This is a genomic window from [Mycobacterium] fortunisiensis (genome assembly GCF_019050325.1).
GTDB lineage: Bacteria > Actinomycetota > Actinomycetes > Mycobacteriales > Mycobacteriaceae > Mycobacterium > Mycobacterium fortunisiensis.
The window spans coordinates 316,568-333,417 of record NZ_VOMB01000020.1 but is presented as its reverse complement, the minus strand read 5'-3'; the positions used below and the strand labels follow the sequence as shown (position 1 = coordinate 333,417).

Sequence of the window (16,850 nt, the reverse complement as noted above, 5' to 3'; positions counted from 1 at the left end):
CTGCTCAATAGTGACAGCAATCCGCCGCGTTGCCGCTCATGCCGCGCGGTCGAGCCGACCGGCGGTTTCACGGGACCGGGGCGAAACATCTCTATCCTCGTCACCGATACACCGCTGGAACCCTGGAAGGATCGTTGAATGCCCACGCCCCCCGGCGCATCGCGCATCGGTACCCGGTTCGGGCCTTACGAGCTGCGATCCCTCATCGGTGTCGGTGGGATGGGCGAGGTCTACCGCGCCTACGACACGGTCAAGGAACGCATGGTGGCGGTCAAGCTGCTGCGCACCGAGATCGCCGCCGACACGAGCTTTCAGGAGCGGTTCCGCCGCGAGTCCCGGGTGGCGGCGCGACTGCAGGAACCACACGTGATCCCAGTGCACGATTTCGGTGAGATCGACGGTGTCCTGTACATCGACATGCGACTGGTCGAGGGCGCCAGCGTCAAGGAGCTGTTGCGCAGCAACGGTCCGCTGGACCCGGCGCGGGCCACTTCGATCGTCGCCCAGGTGGCCGCGGCACTGGATGCCGCCCACGCCGACGGGCTCGTCCACCGCGACATCAAGCCGGAGAACGTCCTGCTCACCCCCGACGACTTCGCCTACCTGGTGGATTTCGGCATCGCCCACGTCGGCGGTGAGGCCAGCGTCACGATGACCGGCGTGCTGATCGGATCGAGCGCCTACATGGCGCCCGAGCGGTTCTCCGGTGGGACGGTCGGACCGGCCGCCGATGTGTACGCGCTGACCTGCCTGCTCTACGAAATGCTGATCGGCAGGCCGCCGTTCGAGACCGGGGATTTGCGCCAGTTGATGAGTGCGCACATGTTCTCCCCGGCGCCGCGGCCGAGCATCATGCGCCGCGGGATCCCGCGCGGCTTCGACGACGTGGTGGCCAAGGGAATGGCCAAGGACCCCACCCAGCGCTACCGCAGTGCGGGGGAGCTGTCCCGGGCGGCCCGGGTGGCCGCCACCGGGCCGACGACGCCCGCCCCCACACCGGTGCCGCCGCCACCCCAGTCCCCGCCGGTGGGCACCCGCGAGTTCTCGACGGTCTACCCCAACCCGGAGCACACCGGTTACACCCCGTACCCACCGACACCGCCCGCCGCCGGCCCGGCTGCACCGCAACCACCCCGGGCCACGCCGCGCCGACGGCGTCTCAGCCGGGGCCAGCTCACCCTGATCCTGGTGTCGGTGGTGCTGTTCGGCGTCGCCGCGGTCCTGGCGGCCCTGCTCGCCGGCGGAGGTGATGGCGCCTCCACCCGGGAGCCGCTCACCGCACCGACCACACCGGGCTCGGACGCTGAGACGACGACCACCACCACGACCACGGCCGGGTCGGCGACCGCGGACGTCAGCGGCACCGACGAGCAGGGATTCGTCGGGCACACCGCCCGCTGTCCCGAAGGCAGCACACCGGCTGCGGTGATCCGCACCGAGTCTTCCCTGGCGGTGATCTGCCAGACCGGCCCGGACAACTTCGCCTACCGCGGCGAGCGGTTGAGCGACGGCGCCAACCTTCAGATCCCCACCGCCGAACGTTCCGGCAACGGTTTTGTCGCGGTCAATCCGGACGATGGGGCCCGCTACGAGGTCGGGCCCGACGGGCTGACGATCAGCAGCTACGGCCACGTCGACTCGTCCGAACCGCCGCTGGAGTACGGCGAACGCTGATCGGCTGTCAGGAGGCGGCTTTCACCGCGCGGTCTGTCGACACCGGGGCATAGACGGCCACCGGTGTGGTCTTGCCCCTGAGCGTCAGGCCGGGCCGGGCCTCGAAACTGATTCGTCCTCTGGTGAATTGGCCACGGCTGAGTTGGTCCAATGTGGCCGCGGTCAGCAGCACGGTGTCGCCGGTCTGGCGGGTGGCGGTCTCCACCCGGGCCGCGACGTTCACCGCATCGCCGATCACCGAGAATTCCAAACGCCCTGCGCCGCCCACGTTTCCGGCCACCACCGACCCGGAGTTCAGCCCGACTCCCACCGACAGGGTGCCGCCGAACTCCTCGCCCACAGCTTCGGCGATCCGCAGCGCGGCGCCCAGGGCCTCGTCGGCGTGCCGGTCCTGGCGCCGGGGCGCGCCGAACACCGCCATCAAGCCGTCCCCGGCGTACTTGTCGACGTGGCCGCCGTGCTCGTGCACGATCGGCACGATGAGCTCGAACAGCCGGTTGAGGGTGGTGACCACTTCGGTGGGGCGCAGGTGTTCGGCGAAACTGGTGAATCCGCGGACGTCGACGAACATCAGGGTGACATCCACCTCCTGCGCCTGCACCGAGCCGGCCGCGCACAGAATGTGTTCGGCCACATCGCGATCCACGTAGGTGCCGAAGGTATGCCGGATGCGTTCACGTTCGGCCAGGCCGGCCGTCATGGTGTTGAAACCGGCCTGCAGACGCCCGATTTCGCTGGCGTCGTCCACCTCGACCCGGGCGGTGAAGTCACCCGCCTGCACCAGGGCCAGGGCCCGGCGCAGCGCGGTCACCCGTTCGGTCACCGACCGGATGGCGATCAGGATGGCGAACAGGCCGACCACGATCGCGACCGCCACCAGGATCAGGATGGCGGCGAAAGTCCGTTGGGCCCGGAAGCCGACGTCGGCCAGATACCCCAGGGCCAGCACCGCGACACCCAACAACGGCACCCCGGTGGCCAGCAGCCAGGCCATGGTCAGCCGGCGCCCGATCGTCGGACCGAACCGCCGGTCCGGCGCGGAGCCGTCGAGGGCTCGGGCCGACACCGGACGCATGACCCGTTCGACGATCAGGTACCACACCGCGCTCGTCGAGGTGCCGCCCAGCGCCACCACACTGAAGATGTACACCGCGGTGGAGACCTGCTGGGTGAGCGCCAGGGATCCGAAGATCACCGCCCCGACACCCCACACCGCACCCGACAGCCGGACCGCTTCGCCGGCCGCGCCGAGCGTCAGCCGTTGTTCGCGTGAGGTGGGCGGGCGCCCGTGGCTGAGCCAGAGTGTGCTGGCCGCAAAACGGCGGCGCCGGACCCGCAACATCACCGGAACCGCGACGGCGAGGAACACGACGAGGGCGCTGCCGCCGCGCACCAGCAGGCTGCGGGTGTCGGCCGGGCTCAACACGATGGGAGCGGCGAACGCCAGGAAGGCGCCGACGATTCCGCCGCCCACGACACTGACGGCGGCCGCGCCCCACACCCATCGCTTGAACGTCTGATCCCGAAGTGCGTCCCCGGCGGTGGGGGCGAGGGCGCGGGAGGAGCCGGTGAGGGTGGCGTCCATGGACAAAGCCTGCGCCTGTGGCCGGGCCGCCGATAGGGTAGTGCGCTACTTGTTTCTCGTGCCGGAGTGCGCTGCGGCGCCGCTTCCACCGGCGGCCTTTAGGCTGGAATCGGACGCGTCGAAGCGAACGTGACAAGGGGACCCAGATGAAGGTAGTGCTCGGTTATGACGGATCGCTGGCGGCCAACACGGCGATCACCAGCGGCGCCGCCCTGTTCCCGGGGTCCGAGGCGGTGGTCGTCTACCTGTGCACCCCGCCGTTCGGCAGCAAGGGATTGCGGGCCCGGTTGCGGCATTCGGCGCGCAACGTCGACGAGCTGATCGACCTCGTGGACAGCGAAAGCGAGCAGGAAGCCGCCCGGCTGGTCGACATCGGAGTGGTCCTGGCCCGCGCCGCCGGGTGGCAACCCGAGGCGCTGGTCAAGCGCACCTGGGCCGGTGAGGGTCTCGGATTGGCCCAGGTGGCCGAACAGCTCGCACCCGAGGTACTGATCGTCGGCGCGCGCGGTATCGGCGCCACCGACTCGAAGCTCGGCAGCGTGTCGGATCTGGTGGTGCACCATGCGTCCCGCGCCGTGCTGGTGGTGTCCCAGCACATGGTCTCGGCCGAATACCAGGCGGTGTCCGACGGTCCGGTGGTGGTGGGGGTCGACGGCTCCGCTGGTTCCGATCGGGCGCTGACCGCCGCCCGGGCCCTGTTCGGCGACCGTGAGGTGATCTCGGTGGCGGTCGACGACGGCGACGAGGGTGGCGGCGAGGCGGATCACCGCATACCCAGGTTCCGCGGCTCCGGCGCGGGTGCCACCGCCGACGCCCTGGTGGCCTTCGCCGACGAGCAGCGGGCCGGGGTCGTGGTGGTGGGGTCCCGCGGGCGCTCCGGGCTGAAGAAGATGTTGCTGGGCAGCGTGGCGAGCGCGACGCTGCAGCGAACCTATCGACCGGTCCTGGTGGTGCCGGCCGGCTGATCGGCCGGCCGGTGGTGGCCGCCGCCGATCACCGGTGCACGTTGCGCAGGCCGACGCCTCCGCGCACGCCCGAGCAGTTGTAACAGCCCACGCATCCGACACAGTTGCGGCACCGCGCGCAACCCACACACCCCGCGCACCGCAGACACGCGAAACAGCCGATGCAGGCCAGGCAGGACAGCATTGCGAATGACATTGCGGTGAGCGCACTTCCGGCCACCGCTGCGCTGCTGGCCGTGGCGGCCGAGCCGGCCACCCCGGCGCTGGATACGGTGGCGGCCGAGCCGGCCACCGCGACGCTGGCCGCGGTGGCCGCCGATCCGGCGACCGCCACGCTGCGATGTGTGGCCGCCGATCCGGCGACGGCGCTCATCCGGCGGTCTTTCCGGCGTCGACGATGTAGACGGCGCCGTGCACGGCGGCGGCGTCGTCACTGGCCAGAAAGGCGATGGTCTTGGCGACGTCGGCCACGTCCATCATTCCGCGGGGGGCGGCGATGCGCATGATCAGATTCCAATCGGCGTTCTCCGGTGCGGCGAACTCGGTGGTCTGCGGGGTGAGCATACCGCCGGGACACACCGCATTGACCCGAACCCGTTCCGCGGTGAATTCGATCGCCAGGGCGCGGGTGAGGCCCACGAGTCCATGTTTGGCCGCACAGTAACCCGCCGAGTACACCTCGCCTTCGACGCCGGCGATAGACGCGACATTGACGATGTTGCCGCCGTTCTCCAACAGTTGTGGCAGGGCCGCCCGACACAGGAAGAAGGGCCCGTTGAGGTTGACCGCCAGATCCTTCTCCCACTCCTCGTCGGTCACCGACACGGTGTGGCGCATCTGGTGAAATCCGGCGACGTTGACCAGGATGTCGAGCTTGCCGAACTTGTCGACGCACTGCGTCACCGCCTCGCGGCAGGCCTGCGACGACGAGATGTCCACGGAGGCATATGCACCGCCGGGTACCTCCTCGAACACCGTCGCCATCCGTTCGGCGTCGCGGGCCACGCCGAACACCGCGGCACCGCGGGCGGCGAACAACTGGGCCACCGCCGCGCCGAGACCCGATGAGGCGCCGGTGACCAGCGCGACCTTTCCCTCCAGAGCAGTCATGCCCTAGACCTTCTCACGCGGGCCGGCCGGCGGAACGGCGGCCAGCAGGCTACGGGTGTAGGGGTGTTCCGGTGCGGCGAACAAGTCGGCCGCCGGCCGGTGTTCGACGACCTCACCGGCCCGCATCACCAGGACGTCATGGCACATCCGGTGCACCACCGCGAGATCGTGCGCGATGAACAGATAGGCCAACTCCAACTCGCGCTGCAGCCGCGCCAGTAGGTCCAGGACCGTCGATTGCACCGATACATCCAGCGACGCCGTCGACTCGTCCAGGATGAGCACGTCGGGTTCGGTGGCCAGGGCGCGGGCGATACTGACCCGCTGGCGTTGGCCACCGGACAGTTCGTGCGGATAGCGTGAGGCGAATTCGGTTGGCAACCCCACCATCTCGAGCAGTTGGGCCACCCGAGCGGCCCGCTGCCGGCGACCGCGGGCCAACCGGTGCACCCGCAGCGGTTCGCCGATCGAGACGTCGACCCGGGCCCGCGGATTCAGTGCCGAGAACGGGTCCTGGAACACCAGGCTGATCCGCCGGCGCAGATCCCGGCCACCGGCGAAGACATCGGCGCCATCGAGGGTTGCGGTGCCGGCTGCGGGGGAGGCCAGGCCGGCCAGGGCGGCTGCCACCGTGGACTTGCCCGAGCCCGACTCGCCGACGATGCCCAGCGTGCTCGCCCGCCGCAGCGTGAACGAGATGTCCTCGACCGCGCGCACCGCGCCGTAGTGCACCTGAAGTCCGTTTACCTGCAACATCACTGACGCATCCGCGGGTGCGGGGGCGGGGCCGGGGCCGTCGACCCGCGGCCGGGCGTCCAGCAACTCGCGGGTGTAGGCATGCCGTGAGTGGTCGAACACGTCGAGGATCGGCGCCTGCTCGACGGCTTCACCCTCGCGCAGCACGGTGACCTCGTCGGCCACCTGGCCGATCACGCCGAGGTCGTGGCTGATCCACACCACCGCGGTGCCGAATTCACGTTGCAGCTCGCCGACCAGGTCGATGATCTGTGCCTGGGTGGTGACGTCGAGGGCGGTGGTCGGTTCGTCGGCGATGAGCAGTTCCGGGTCACACGCCAGAGCGATCGCGATCATCACCCGTTGACGCTGCCCGCCGGACAGCTGATGCGGGTAGGCGTCGAGACGTTCCGCGGACAACCCGACCTCATCGAGCAGTTCGCCGGCCCGGGACCGGGCCTGGCGCCGGGTCATGTTCCGGTGTATCTCAAGGGTTTCGGTGATCTGACGCGCCAGGGTCAGCAGGGGGTTCAGCGACGTCCCCGGGTCCTGGAAGACGAAGCCGATCCGGCTGCCGTGCACGGCCCGCAGCGCGCGCGCCGACGCGCCGACCAACTCGACGTCACCGGCCAGCGTGCTGGTGCCGCTGACCACCGCACCCGGTGCGTCCAGCAGGCCGGTGGCGGCCAGCACCGTCATCGACTTACCCGAACCGGACTCGCCGACGATGCCCACGGTCTGCTCGCGCTGTGCCTCGAACGACACACCGCGCACGATCTGGCGGCGGCCGATCGCTACCCGCAGGTCGTCGACCCTCAGCACCGGTTGACTCATGGCCGTCCCGCCCTCCTGGCCTCGATCGAGGTCCGTTGCTTGGGATCGAGCACGTCGCGCAGCCCGTCGCCGAACAGGTTGAACGCCAACACCATCACGAAGATCGCCGCGCCCGGGAACACCGCCATCCACCAGGCCAGCGTGACAAACCCCTGGGCGTCGAAGATCATCCGGCCCAGCGAGGGCTGCGGCGGCTGGATGCCCAGCCCCAGAAACGACAGCGCGGCCTCGGCCAGGATCGCGAACGCCAGCGACAGCGACAGTTGAACGATCAACGGCCCGGCGATGTTCGGCAGGATGTGCCGGGCCAGAATGTAGCCGTCGCCGGTACCCATACTGCGCGACACCGCGACGAACGGTTCCACGCGTACCCCCAGCGCCGACGCCCGGGCCACCCGGGCGAAGATCGGGATGTAGACGATGCCGATGGCCAGCATCGTGGTGGTGACACCCGGCCCGAGCACTGCCACGATCGCGAGAGCGAGAAGCAGTACCGGGAAGGCGAACATCACGTCGACGACGCGCATCACGACGGTGTCGATCCAACCACCCCGGTAACCGGCGAGCACGCCGATCAGCACACCGATCACCGCGGCCAGCGCGACGGAGACCACCGCGACCCGCAGCGAGGCCGCGATCGCCACCAGCACCCGCGAAAACACGTCGCGGCCAAGCTCATCGGTGCCGAACCAGTGCGTGGTGCCGGGACCCTGCAGCGCACTCGGCACGTCGATGTCGTTGATCCCGTACGGGGCGATCCAGGAGGCGGCAAGTGTGACGATCAGTGCGGCCAGCAGCACCGCGGCGCTGACGGCGGTCACCGGATTGGACAGCAGCAGCCGCCAGGAGGAGACCCGGGAATCGTGCGGTGTGCTCATGACAGCCGGATCCGCGGGTCGACGATCGCGTACAGCACATCCACCAACAGGTTGATCAGCAGGAACAGCACCGCGATCAACAACACCGCACCTTGGATCACCGGATAGTCCCGGGCGGCAACCGAATTGAACACCAGCCGGCCCAGGCCGGGCCAGGCGAACACCACCTCCACCACGATCACCCCGCCCAGGATCGTGGCCAGCTGGATCCCGGTGATGGTCAGCACCGGCAGCAGGGCGTTGCGCACGATGTGGCGGAACGTGACCACCGGCGGCGCCAGGCCCTTCGACCGTGCGGTGCGGACATAACCCATCGCGGCGACCTCCAGCACGGCCGAGCGCACATAGCGCGTCACGATGGCGCCGGCCACCAGACCCACCGTCAGCCCGGGCAGGATGATGTGGCGCAGCCAGCCACCCGGATCACCCAGCAGCGGACGGTATCCCGATGTCGGCAACCAGCCCAGCGTCGAGGCGAACAGCCCGATCAGCAGGATGCCCAGCCAGAAGTCCGGCACCGACACCCCGAACTGGCTGGCGACCCGCACGATTCCGTCGCTGAGCCGACCCTCCCGCAGCGCCGAGAAAATACCGGCGGGCAGCGCGATCAGCAGCGCGATGAGGATGCCGACCACGCCGAGGGACAGGGTGGCGGGCAACCGGTCGAGCAGGGTGACGGTCACCGGGTCGCCGTTGCGGAAGCTGACCCCGAGGTCACCCGTCAACGCCGAACCCAGATAGGAGAAGAACTGCTCGACGACGGGGCGGTCCATGCCGCTGGCCGTGCGCAGCGCGTCGTAGGCCTGCGGGGTGTAGCGGGTGCCCAGCGCGATGCGGACCGGGTCGCCCGGCACCAGGTGCACCAGGGCGAACACCACGACGAGCACACCGATCAACACCACCGCCGAGTACAGCAGGCGCCGGACCAGGAAATCGAGCGCCGGATGGTCGGCACGAAACTCGGTCAACGTCACGAATTCTCACCTCGATCCAGGTCGGCGGTGCGGAACCGGACGGCACCGTCGCGGCGGGCCTGGTATCCCGACAGGTTGTTGGCCCAGGCCTGGATCACCGACGGGTTGTACAGGTAGAGGTAGCTCACCTGATCCGCGATGCGGGTTGCGGCCTTGGCGTAGGCCTCTTTTCGCTTGGCCTCGTCGGTCTCGGTGCGGCCGGCGTCCAGCAGACGGTCGACCTCGGCGTCGGAGAACTTCTGGGCGTTGCTCGTGCCGTTGGTGTGGTGCTGCGCGTAGTAGAAGTCATCCGGGTCGATGTTGCCCAGCCAACCCATCATCAGCATGTCGAAGTGGCCGGTGTTCTGTTCGTCGAGCCAGGTGGCGAAGTCCACAGTGCGAATGTTCACCGTGATACCAAGGGGCGCAAGGTTGTCGGCGATGATCTGGGCCGCTGTGACGGTCTCGGGATACTCACTGGTGACCAGCATGTCGAGGTTTCGTGGCGCGGCGTCGGCTTCCTTCAGGAGGCCGCGCGCGGTGTCCAGGTCGTACCGATAGCGATCGTAGGGGGTGAACCACGGGCTGCCGCGCGGGATCGCCAGTTGGTTGGTGGTGGCGGTGCGGTAGCTGGTGGCCGCGGTGATCGCGTCCCGGTCGATGCCGTAGGCGATGGCCTGGCGCACCCGCACGTCGTTCCAGGGCGGCCGGGCTTCGTTGAGTGCCAGGTACCAGTAGTCGTTGCCCGGGGTGACCGCCAGGGTCAGCGAGTCGTCGTCACGCAACTGGGCCACCCGTTGCGGCGGCACCGAATCGGTCCAGTCGACCTCGCCGGCCTGCAGCGCCGACAGTGCCGTGGACGGCTCGGAGATGAACCGGAACGTCACCCCCGACACCTTCGGTGCGCCGCCCCAGTAGTGCGGGTTGGCTTTCAGCGTGATGGTGTCGCCGCTGCGTCGGCCGGCGAAGGAGAACGGTCCGGTGCCGATCGGGTGGGTGGCGATCTGGCCGCTTTCGACGTTGGCCCGCTGCACGATCGCCATGCCCTTGAACCCGCCGAGGTTGGTCAGCAGGTTGGGGCTGGGATGTTTGACCGTGACCACCACGGTGCCCGGACCCGCCGCGCGGACGTCGCTGACGGCGGCGAACCTGTCGACGTTGGTCAACTGCGCGTCGATGATGCGGCGGTAGGAATACACCACGTCATCGGCGGTCAGCGGGCTGCCGTCATGCCAGCGCACACCGTCGCGCAGCTGGAAGGTCCAGGTGAGCTGATCGGGGCTGACCTGCCAGGACCGCGCCAGCGCCGGGCGCATCTGCAGGTCGTCGTCTGGTTCGACGAGGGTGTCGAACACGTTCTCCAGCACTTCGAAGGAGAAGTAGGCGCTGGTCCGGTGCGGGTCGAGCTGATCGGGCTCCCCGGCGATGGCGGCGATGAGATTGCCCGCCGACGCATCGCCCAGATCCACCCGGTTGCCGGTGGAACACGCCGCCGAACATGCGGCCAGCACGAACGCCAGGACTGTCGCCAACGCCGTCACGGTTGGTCGCGTGGTCACGATCTCTCCAGGGTCACCGCGGGTGAGGAGTTCGTGTGCTCACCCGCTGGGGTCGCCCCGCGGGCCCCAGGTGTCCGAACCCATACCGGTGACGACTGTAGATGAAGACTGCGATACTCACCCATTGTGACGTTCAAGCGCATGACCACCGGAGCCGCCCTGTTGTCCTCGCTCGTGATGGGCGTTGGCCTGGGACTGGCCGGCGCGGCACAGGCCGAGCCAGTGCCACAGGGCGTATACCACTACAACCAGGAGGGGCTGTCGGGAGCGACCTGGATCATCTACCCGTCGTGCGTGCCCACCGTCGGAGATCTGCGTGAGCCGCTGGAACTGGCGGTGGCATGCCGTCTGCACATCCAGGGAACCGGCGGGGTCAAGGGCGGCGATGCCGTGCTGACCGGAGGTGAATGGACCTTCACCACGTCCACAAAGGAAGGCATCCAGTGTGCCGACGGCAGCTGGGCGCCGATCACCGAGACCTACAAATTCGACGACATCGCGAAGACCGGCACCCGCAGCGTGGCCAACAACGCGGTGTGCGGCCTGGCTCCCGCGATCCACACCTTCCCGTTCACCATCGCCTACAAGGAGCCACTCAAAATTCCGGTGGACGTCTATCCGCTCGACTGTGAGCCCGGCGGCTTGCGGTGGTGCACCTAGCCAGGGCTGAGGGAGCGCGGGTGCTGCCGCTGATCGACGGCAAGGTCGTCGACATCACCGGGCCGGGACGTACCGATCGGTTCGGGGTCACCTGCACCGATCTCGGTGCCTCGGTGCTGGCCCCCAACGGCAAACTGGTATCGGTCTTCGGGGACACCTTTTCGGGGCGCCGGGTCGGGCAGGGGGACTGGCGTTCACCGGTGGTGCTGATCGGCACCGGCGACGCCAACCACGAGATCGTCTACGAATCCGCGGGTGGACCGGACCCGGACTATGCGCGCCAACTGTGGCACTACATTCACGACGACTCGGCCTCGGGCTGGCGCCGCGGCGGGATCAGCACCGTGATTCCGTCCGATCTGCTGCGGGTCGGGGACTCGCTGTATCTGCACGCGATCGTCAATCATGGCTTCGGCACCGTCATCTGGACCGAAATCTGGCGTTCGGACGACAACGGGGAGTCCTGGGCGCACCTAGGGGAGCAGGCCAAATTCCCGGCGGGCCTGCACGACGGCTATGCCCAATGCTGGTCGTGGGACTTCGATCCCGACGACGGCTGGGTCTACGTGGTGGCCACCGGTTTTCAGCGTGACAAGGGCATCATCCTGATGCGGGTGCGGCCCGAGGACATCGGCCGACGTTCGCAGTACTTCAGTTGGGGGTTCGCCGGCGGACGCTGGCGCTGGGGCCGGCAGGCCACCCCGATCACCCCGCCCGGCGAGCACTGGGGGGAGTTGACGTTCCGCCGCACCGCGCCGGGCACCTGGGTGCTGGGCGGATTTCTGGCGTCCTCCTACGCATTGGGCTACCGGGTGGTTCCCGCGCCGGTGGCCAACATGCACACCACGCCCGTGCAGACGCCGATCCGGGGATCGTCCTGGCCGGGCGAGGACCACGCGGCCAGCCAGGTCGCCCAACTCTATGGCGGCTATCTGCTGCCGGGCTCCCGCTTCGACATCACCGGCGGTGTCGGGCTGGTGGTCTCACAATGGCATACCGACCGCGGATGGCCTTATCGGGCAATGCAATTCAAGGCCAAGTTGAAGGACACCAGCCGAAAGCCGCGGCAACCGGACGAGATCAACCTGTGACGGTCACGCGGTGAAGCCGCCGTCGACGTTCCAGTTCGCGCCGGTGACGTAGCCGGATTCCGGGCCGGCCAGAAAGCTCACCACCGCCGCAATGTCAGCGGTGTGACCGTAACGGCCCAGCGCGGTGGTTTGCCTTACCGCGTCGGCGAATTCACCTTCGTCCGGGTTCAGGTCCGTGGCGATGGGTCCCGGCTGCACGTTGTTCACCGTGATCCCGCGCGGGCCGAGGTCGCGAGCCAGCCCACGGGTCAGCGCTGCGACCGCGCCCTTGGTCATGGCGTACACGGCGGTGCCGGCCGTGGGCACCCGGTCGGCGTTGATGCTGCCGATGTTGATGATCCGTGCCCCCTCACCGAGATGGCCGACCGCGCTGCGGATCGCCGAGTAGACGCCGCCGATGTTGACCGCCACCAGGTGGTCGAACTGCTCCTGGGTGAACTCGTCGATCGGCGAAATCACCGCCACCCCAGCATTGTTGACCAGGACATCGAGTCCGCCCAGGACGGTGACCGTCTCCTCGACGGCAGCGGCCACCTGAGCCGGGTCGGCACTGTCGGCCTGAATCGCCACGACTGTGCCGCCGTCGGCAGTCAGCTGGGCCACCAGCTTGTCGGCCTCTTCCGCCGAGGCCCCGTACGTGAATGCCACCGCGGCGCCGTCGGCGGCCAACCGCCGGACGATACCGGCGCCGATTCCACGCGATCCGCCGGTCACCAGTGCGCGCCGCCCGGCCAGAGTTGCAGAGGTCATTTCGGTTGCCTTCCCAAGTGTTCAAGGCTTCCGGCCGGTCGGCCGAGGGCCATGCTGGGTAAAGGACGACAATTGAGCGGAGATTCCCGGTGTGATCGGCTTCACTGTGCCAGGGTGTTCGGATGGTCAAGCGTGTGGTGGTCTGGGGTACCGGGTTTGTCGGCAGCATGGTGATCGCCGAGATCGTCAAGCATCCACTGTTCGAACTCGTCGGCGTCGGGGTGAGCAACCCGGAGAAGGTGGGTCGCGACGTCGGGGAGATCTGCGATCTGGGGGCGACGACTGGAATCACCGCGACCGATGACGTCGCGGCGCTCATCGCGCTGAAGCCCGACGCGGTGGTGCACTACGGGCCCACCGCCGCACACGCCGACGCCAACATCGAGGTGATCACCCGGTTCCTGCGGGCCGGTATCGACGTGTGCTCCACCGCCATGACGCCCTGGGTGTGGCCCACGATGCGGCTCAACCCGCCGGCCTGGATCGAGCCCATCACCGAGGCCTGTGAGGCCGGCGGGGCATCCTGCTTCACCACCGGGATCGACCCCGGTTTTGCCAACGACCTGTTTCCCATGACCCTGATGGGACTGTGCTCGGAGGTGCGCCGGGTGCGGGCCTCGGAACTGCTGGACTACTCGAACTACACCGGCGACTACGAATTCGAGATGGGCATCGGCAAACCGCCCGAGCACCGGGCCCTGCTGGAGACCCCGGATATTCTCATCTTCGCCTGGGGCGCAACGGTTCCGATGATCGCGCACGCGGCGGGCATCGAACTCGACGAGATCACCACCACGTGGGACAAGTGGGTCACCCCGGATGAACGCAAGTCGGCCAAGGGCATCATTCCGGCCGGCAACGTGGCTGCGGTGCGCTTCACCATCAACGGCGTCTACCGGGGCGAGACCCGCATCCAGCTCGAACACGTCAACCGGATCGGCCTGGATGCCGCGCCGGACTGGCCGGCCGGAAACGACAACGACGTGTACCGCGTCGACATCGAGGGCACCCCGAGTATCTCGCAGGAGACGGCCTTCCGATTCACCGACGGATCCGGCCGCGATGCTGCCGCCGCCGGATGCCTGGCCACCGGGCTGCGGGCGCTCAACGCCGTACCCGCCGTCAACGAACATTTGCCCGGATGGGTGACGGCTCTGGATCTACCACTGATTCCGGGGTTCGGCACCATTCGCTGAGTAACGCCGGCCGCGTCGCGCGAGATGGACTACCGGATAGGGTTCGTCTCGAAACGGAGGTGGCATGGCCGGCGGGATCGGGTTGTCGATTGGTTCGACCAACCTCACGGCAGTGGTGGTGGGCCGCGCCGCGGTGACGCGTTCACCAGTGTTGACGCTCTTCGGTCATCGGCCCGCCGAGGTCGGTGTGCCCAGCGAGAACCCCCACCTCACCGAACGTGGCCTGATCCTCACCGACTTCGTGGAGCGGGTCGGGGATCCGGTCGGCATGCTGGCTTCCGACGGTTCGACGCACCGAGGCGAGGACCTGCTGGCCGAGGCGCTCGGCGCACTGCTGCGCACCCTGACCCGCGGTCACCCGCCGGCCGACCCGGTCAGCGTCACCCATCCCGCCCACTGGCGGCCCAACCACGTCGAGGCGCTGCGCGGTGCGCTGTCGGCGCGGGCGGACGTCGGTGACCCCGTGCTGGTCTCCGACGCGGTGGCAGCGCTGGTGGCGCTGCAGGACGATCCGGGCGTGCCCACCCGCGGGGTGATCGCGGTGTGCGATTTCGGCGGCAGCGGCACCAGCATCACCCTTGCCGACGCGGCCAACCGGTACCAGCCGATCGCCCCGACGATCCGGCACCCCGATCTGTCCGGTGACCTGATCGATCAGGGGTTGCTCACCCATGTGGTGCGCGACCTGTCGGCCGCCGGGACGATCGACCTGGCCGGAACCTCGGCCATCGGCTCCCTGGGCCGGCTGCGTGGGGAGTGCCGTCGCGCCAAGGAACGTTTGTCCGCCGACTCCGTGACGAGCCTGGTCGCCGAACTGCCTGGGCATCGCAGCGAGGTGCGGTTGAACCGCCACGAACTCGACGAGGTGCTCGCCGAACCGACGGCCGAATTCATGTCGGTGCTGCAGGATGCCTTGGGCCGCAGCGGAGTACGCCCGGGCGAGCTGGCCGCCGCCGCCACCATCGGTGGTGGCGCACGGATTCCGGCGTTCACCACGACGCTGTCCGACCTGCTGCGGGTACCGGTGATCACAGCGGCCCAGCCGGAGCTGACCGCGGCCATCGGCGGTGGCCTGATCGCGCTGCGCAGTACCGCAGAAGACGGGGCGACGGCGCTGGCCCCGGCCGCCGCGGCCCCGCCGACACAGGCCGCTGCCTTGGCGGCGCCGGAGCCACCGGCCGCGCCGCAGGCGCTGGCCTGGTCGGATGCCGACGATGTGCCCGACATCGCGCCGGTCGACGACTACGGTGCCGACTTCGACGGCGGGTTCGACACCGGCTTCGGTACCGGATTGGAACCGGCGGCCGGGGGCACCACGGCCCGGCCGCACCTTGAGTTCGGCGAGCGTGAACTCACCGAACACGACGAGATCGCCGCCCGGCCCTGGTATCGCCGGCCGCCGGTGCTGGTGGGTGCCGGCGCCGCAGCGGTGCTGGTGGCAGTCGTGACCGCACTGGTGACGTTGACCGGGGGCGACGAGGCCACCGTCCCGGCGTCCACCTCCAAGGCGGTCACGTCGACTTCGGTGGCACCGGAGGAAGCCGCACCTGTTGCGCCGGTTGACGTTCCGGCCCCAGAGCCGGCGCCCCAGACGGTCATCGAGCAGGCCCCCGCTCCGCAGACGGTGACCCAGACCGTGGAGCCCCCCGCGCCGGAGGCCCCGCCCGTCACCGAAACCCCGCCGCCGGCGCAGACAGCCACGCCGACTGAGACACCCACGCCGACTGAGACAACCGAGGCGCCGGTGACGACGACGGAACCGCCGGTCACCACCACCCAAGCGCCGACCACCACCCGCGCGCCGTGGAGCCCCACCGCGCCGTACCCGACGATCCCCGGCCTGCCGTGGGTTCCGGCGCCGGGCGGTGGTCACACCGGAGGCTGAGGCCGCCGGACACCGGTCACGGCCGAGCGGGGCAGGCGGCCGGCTTTCGAATAGCCCACCATCCGGTCACCGTCGATCATGACGTCGAAATCGAGATTCAGCCGCATGGGTTTGGTCACCGACTGCCGCCAGGTAACCCGCTGTGCACCAGTGCCATTGGCAACCGTGATGTCGCGCAGCGGCACCGTCTCACCCTTACCCTGCGCGGTACCGGTGACCGCTCCGTCGGGCTCGTCGAAGCGGTAGACGACGTCGAGCGACCCGATCGGTGTCTTGATCCGGACGTCCCATTGCCCGGACAGCCCCATCAGAATGCCTCCGGCTGCCGGCCGGTATCGGTCCACACCGTGCCGCGGCGCTCGTAGCCGAACATGGACTCCACCGCGAGCGCGATCTTGGGGCCATAACTGCGCTGCAACAGATGTAGCGCCAGATCCAGCCCCGAGGTCACTGCGCCGGAGGTGACCAGATCACCGTCGTCGACGACGCGCGCGTCGACCACCCGGACGCCGGTCGCCTCGAGCACGTCCATCCCCAGGTGGTGCGTCACCGCATGGCGTCCTTCCAGCAGACCGGCCATCGCCAGGGCCAGGGAGCCACCGCAAACACAGCCAACGGTGACTTCTGGATTGGCCAGGGCCCGGCGCATCAGTTCGACGGCTGCGGTCTCGCCGAACCGGGCCAGCAGCACCGGGATGGTGTCCACTTCGTCGGGATCCCCGTCGATCGGTCCGACCGCCCCCGGAACCACGATGAACCCGGGCTTCTCGGGATCGAGTTGGGCCGTGGCGGTCAGGGCCAGTCCGCGGTTGCCGCTCACCACGGTTCTTGGGCCTTCGGCGGCAACAAGTTCCACGGTCAGTTCACCGCCGAGTGCGTCACTTCCGGCACACAGGACCTCGAACGGGGCGATCGCATCGAGCGGGTCGAACCCGTCGAACAACACGATTTGAGCATGCACGGCGGTTATCGTCG

General features: G+C 68.9%; 16 protein-coding genes. 6 read left to right on the top strand and 10 right to left on the bottom strand.

The window, feature by feature from the left end; all coding sequences use genetic code 11:
* Nucleotides 1-138: 138 nt before the first annotated feature.
* Nucleotides 139-1,674 carry a serine/threonine-protein kinase gene (locus tag FR943_RS17600; protein WP_217159478.1) on the top strand — a complete coding sequence of 512 codons (1,536 nt, stop codon included), beginning with the start codon at nucleotides 139-141 and terminating at the stop codon, nucleotides 1,672-1,674.
* A gap of 7 nt (nucleotides 1,675-1,681) precedes the next feature.
* Here the strand turns inward: FR943_RS17600 and FR943_RS17595 are convergent, their stop codons facing one another.
* Entirely contained in the window at nucleotides 1,682-3,259 is a 1,578-nt protein-coding gene (locus tag FR943_RS17595; RefSeq protein ID WP_217159476.1) for an adenylate/guanylate cyclase domain-containing protein, read from the bottom strand.
* Nucleotides 3,260-3,405: 146 nt separating this feature from the next.
* Here FR943_RS17595 and FR943_RS17590 point away from each other — a divergent pair, with 146 nt between their 5' ends.
* Nucleotides 3,406-4,224: a universal stress protein gene (locus tag FR943_RS17590; RefSeq protein ID WP_217159474.1), complete on the top strand. Its 819-nt coding sequence runs from the start codon at nucleotides 3,406-3,408 to the stop codon at nucleotides 4,222-4,224.
* A gap of 28 nt (nucleotides 4,225-4,252) precedes the next feature.
* Here FR943_RS17590 and FR943_RS17585 read toward each other — a convergent pair whose 3' ends face one another.
* From FR943_RS17585 to FR943_RS17560, 6 genes are read right to left on the bottom strand one after another with little or no spacing between them, the layout of a single operon-like run.
* Nucleotides 4,253-4,597, bottom strand: coding sequence for a hypothetical protein (locus FR943_RS17585; protein ID WP_217159472.1), 345 nt, complete (start codon nucleotides 4,595-4,597; stop codon nucleotides 4,253-4,255).
* Nucleotides 4,594-5,334 (bottom strand): SDR family NAD(P)-dependent oxidoreductase, encoded by a 741-nt coding sequence (locus FR943_RS17580; protein ID WP_217159471.1) that lies wholly within the window; start codon nucleotides 5,332-5,334, stop codon nucleotides 4,594-4,596. Before FR943_RS17580 ends, FR943_RS17585 begins: the two co-directional genes overlap by 4 nt.
* Nucleotides 5,335-5,337: 3 nt before the next feature.
* Complete coding sequence (locus tag FR943_RS17575; protein WP_217159469.1) at nucleotides 5,338-6,903, bottom strand: dipeptide ABC transporter ATP-binding protein; 1,566 nt, start codon at nucleotides 6,901-6,903, stop codon at nucleotides 5,338-5,340.
* Nucleotides 6,900-7,781, bottom strand: a complete 882-nt coding sequence (locus FR943_RS17570) for an ABC transporter permease (RefSeq protein ID WP_217159467.1) — start codon at nucleotides 7,779-7,781, stop codon at nucleotides 6,900-6,902. Before FR943_RS17570 ends, FR943_RS17575 begins: the two co-directional genes overlap by 4 nt.
* Nucleotides 7,778-8,755 (bottom strand): ABC transporter permease, encoded by a 978-nt coding sequence (locus FR943_RS17565; protein ID WP_217159466.1) that lies wholly within the window; start codon nucleotides 8,753-8,755, stop codon nucleotides 7,778-7,780. The genes FR943_RS17570 and FR943_RS17565 overlap by 4 nt, the downstream gene beginning before the upstream one ends.
* The gene (locus tag FR943_RS17560) at nucleotides 8,752-10,275 is read right to left on the bottom strand and encodes an ABC transporter substrate-binding protein (RefSeq protein ID WP_217159715.1); all 1,524 of its coding nucleotides are present in this window, start codon (nucleotides 10,273-10,275) and stop codon (nucleotides 8,752-8,754) included. The genes FR943_RS17565 and FR943_RS17560 overlap by 4 nt, the downstream gene beginning before the upstream one ends.
* A gap of 159 nt (nucleotides 10,276-10,434) precedes the next feature.
* Here FR943_RS17560 and FR943_RS17555 point away from each other — a divergent pair, with 159 nt between their 5' ends.
* Nucleotides 10,435-10,953 carry a hypothetical protein gene (locus FR943_RS17555; protein WP_217159465.1) on the top strand — a complete coding sequence of 173 codons (519 nt, stop codon included), beginning with the start codon at nucleotides 10,435-10,437 and terminating at the stop codon, nucleotides 10,951-10,953.
* 20 nt (nucleotides 10,954-10,973) lie between these two features.
* The gene (locus FR943_RS17550) at nucleotides 10,974-12,044 is read left to right on the top strand and encodes a glycoside hydrolase family 183 protein (RefSeq protein WP_217159464.1); all 1,071 of its coding nucleotides are present in this window, start codon (nucleotides 10,974-10,976) and stop codon (nucleotides 12,042-12,044) included.
* Between the two features lie 3 nt (nucleotides 12,045-12,047).
* On the opposite strand, the gene FR943_RS17545 is transcribed toward FR943_RS17550, so the two are convergent.
* The gene (locus tag FR943_RS17545) at nucleotides 12,048-12,794 is read right to left on the bottom strand and encodes a 3-oxoacyl-ACP reductase family protein (protein ID WP_217159463.1); all 747 of its coding nucleotides are present in this window, start codon (nucleotides 12,792-12,794) and stop codon (nucleotides 12,048-12,050) included.
* A gap of 122 nt (nucleotides 12,795-12,916) precedes the next feature.
* Between FR943_RS17545 and FR943_RS17540 the strand changes: the two genes are divergently transcribed.
* Nucleotides 12,917-13,990 carry an NAD(P)H-dependent amine dehydrogenase family protein gene (locus tag FR943_RS17540; RefSeq protein ID WP_217159462.1) on the top strand — a complete coding sequence of 358 codons (1,074 nt, stop codon included), beginning with the start codon at nucleotides 12,917-12,919 and terminating at the stop codon, nucleotides 13,988-13,990.
* A gap of 64 nt (nucleotides 13,991-14,054) precedes the next feature.
* Complete coding sequence (locus tag FR943_RS17535; RefSeq protein WP_217159461.1) at nucleotides 14,055-15,875, top strand: Hsp70 family protein; 1,821 nt, start codon at nucleotides 14,055-14,057, stop codon at nucleotides 15,873-15,875.
* On the opposite strand, the gene FR943_RS17530 is transcribed toward FR943_RS17535, so the two are convergent.
* Complete coding sequence (locus FR943_RS17530) at nucleotides 15,860-16,183, bottom strand: hypothetical protein (protein ID WP_217159460.1); 324 nt, start codon at nucleotides 16,181-16,183, stop codon at nucleotides 15,860-15,862. The two genes, FR943_RS17535 and FR943_RS17530, sit on opposite strands and share 16 nt — an antisense overlap.
* Entirely contained in the window at nucleotides 16,183-16,836 is a 654-nt protein-coding gene (locus tag FR943_RS17525; RefSeq protein ID WP_217159458.1) for a DJ-1/PfpI family protein, read from the bottom strand. Before FR943_RS17525 ends, FR943_RS17530 begins: the two co-directional genes overlap by 1 nt.
* Between the last annotated feature and the right edge of the window lie 14 nt (nucleotides 16,837-16,850).

What these genes read in the sequence shown, in the direction of transcription:
- FR943_RS17600 (WP_217159478.1), top strand. Translation starts at nt 139, where the DNA reads ATGCCCACGCCCCCCGGCGCATCGCGCATCGGTACCCGGTTCGGGCCT.
- FR943_RS17595 (WP_217159476.1), bottom strand. Translation starts at nt 3,259, where the DNA reads ATGGACGCCACCCTCACCGGCTCCTCCCGCGCCCTCGCCCCCACCGCC.
- FR943_RS17590 (WP_217159474.1), top strand. Translation starts at nt 3,406, where the DNA reads ATGAAGGTAGTGCTCGGTTATGACGGATCGCTGGCGGCCAACACGGCG.
- FR943_RS17585 (WP_217159472.1), bottom strand. Translation starts at nt 4,597, where the DNA reads ATGAGCGCCGTCGCCGGATCGGCGGCCACACATCGCAGCGTGGCGGTC.
- FR943_RS17580 (WP_217159471.1), bottom strand. Translation starts at nt 5,334, where the DNA reads ATGACTGCTCTGGAGGGAAAGGTCGCGCTGGTCACCGGCGCCTCATCG.
- FR943_RS17575 (WP_217159469.1), bottom strand. Translation starts at nt 6,903, where the DNA reads ATGAGTCAACCGGTGCTGAGGGTCGACGACCTGCGGGTAGCGATCGGC.
- FR943_RS17570 (WP_217159467.1), bottom strand. Translation starts at nt 7,781, where the DNA reads ATGAGCACACCGCACGATTCCCGGGTCTCCTCCTGGCGGCTGCTGCTG.
- FR943_RS17555 (WP_217159465.1), top strand. Translation starts at nt 10,435, where the DNA reads ATGACCACCGGAGCCGCCCTGTTGTCCTCGCTCGTGATGGGCGTTGGC.
- FR943_RS17545 (WP_217159463.1), bottom strand. Translation starts at nt 12,794, where the DNA reads ATGACCTCTGCAACTCTGGCCGGGCGGCGCGCACTGGTGACCGGCGGA.
- FR943_RS17540 (WP_217159462.1), top strand. Translation starts at nt 12,917, where the DNA reads ATGGTCAAGCGTGTGGTGGTCTGGGGTACCGGGTTTGTCGGCAGCATG.
- FR943_RS17535 (WP_217159461.1), top strand. Translation starts at nt 14,055, where the DNA reads ATGGCCGGCGGGATCGGGTTGTCGATTGGTTCGACCAACCTCACGGCA.
- FR943_RS17530 (WP_217159460.1), bottom strand. Translation starts at nt 16,183, where the DNA reads ATGGGGCTGTCCGGGCAATGGGACGTCCGGATCAAGACACCGATCGGG.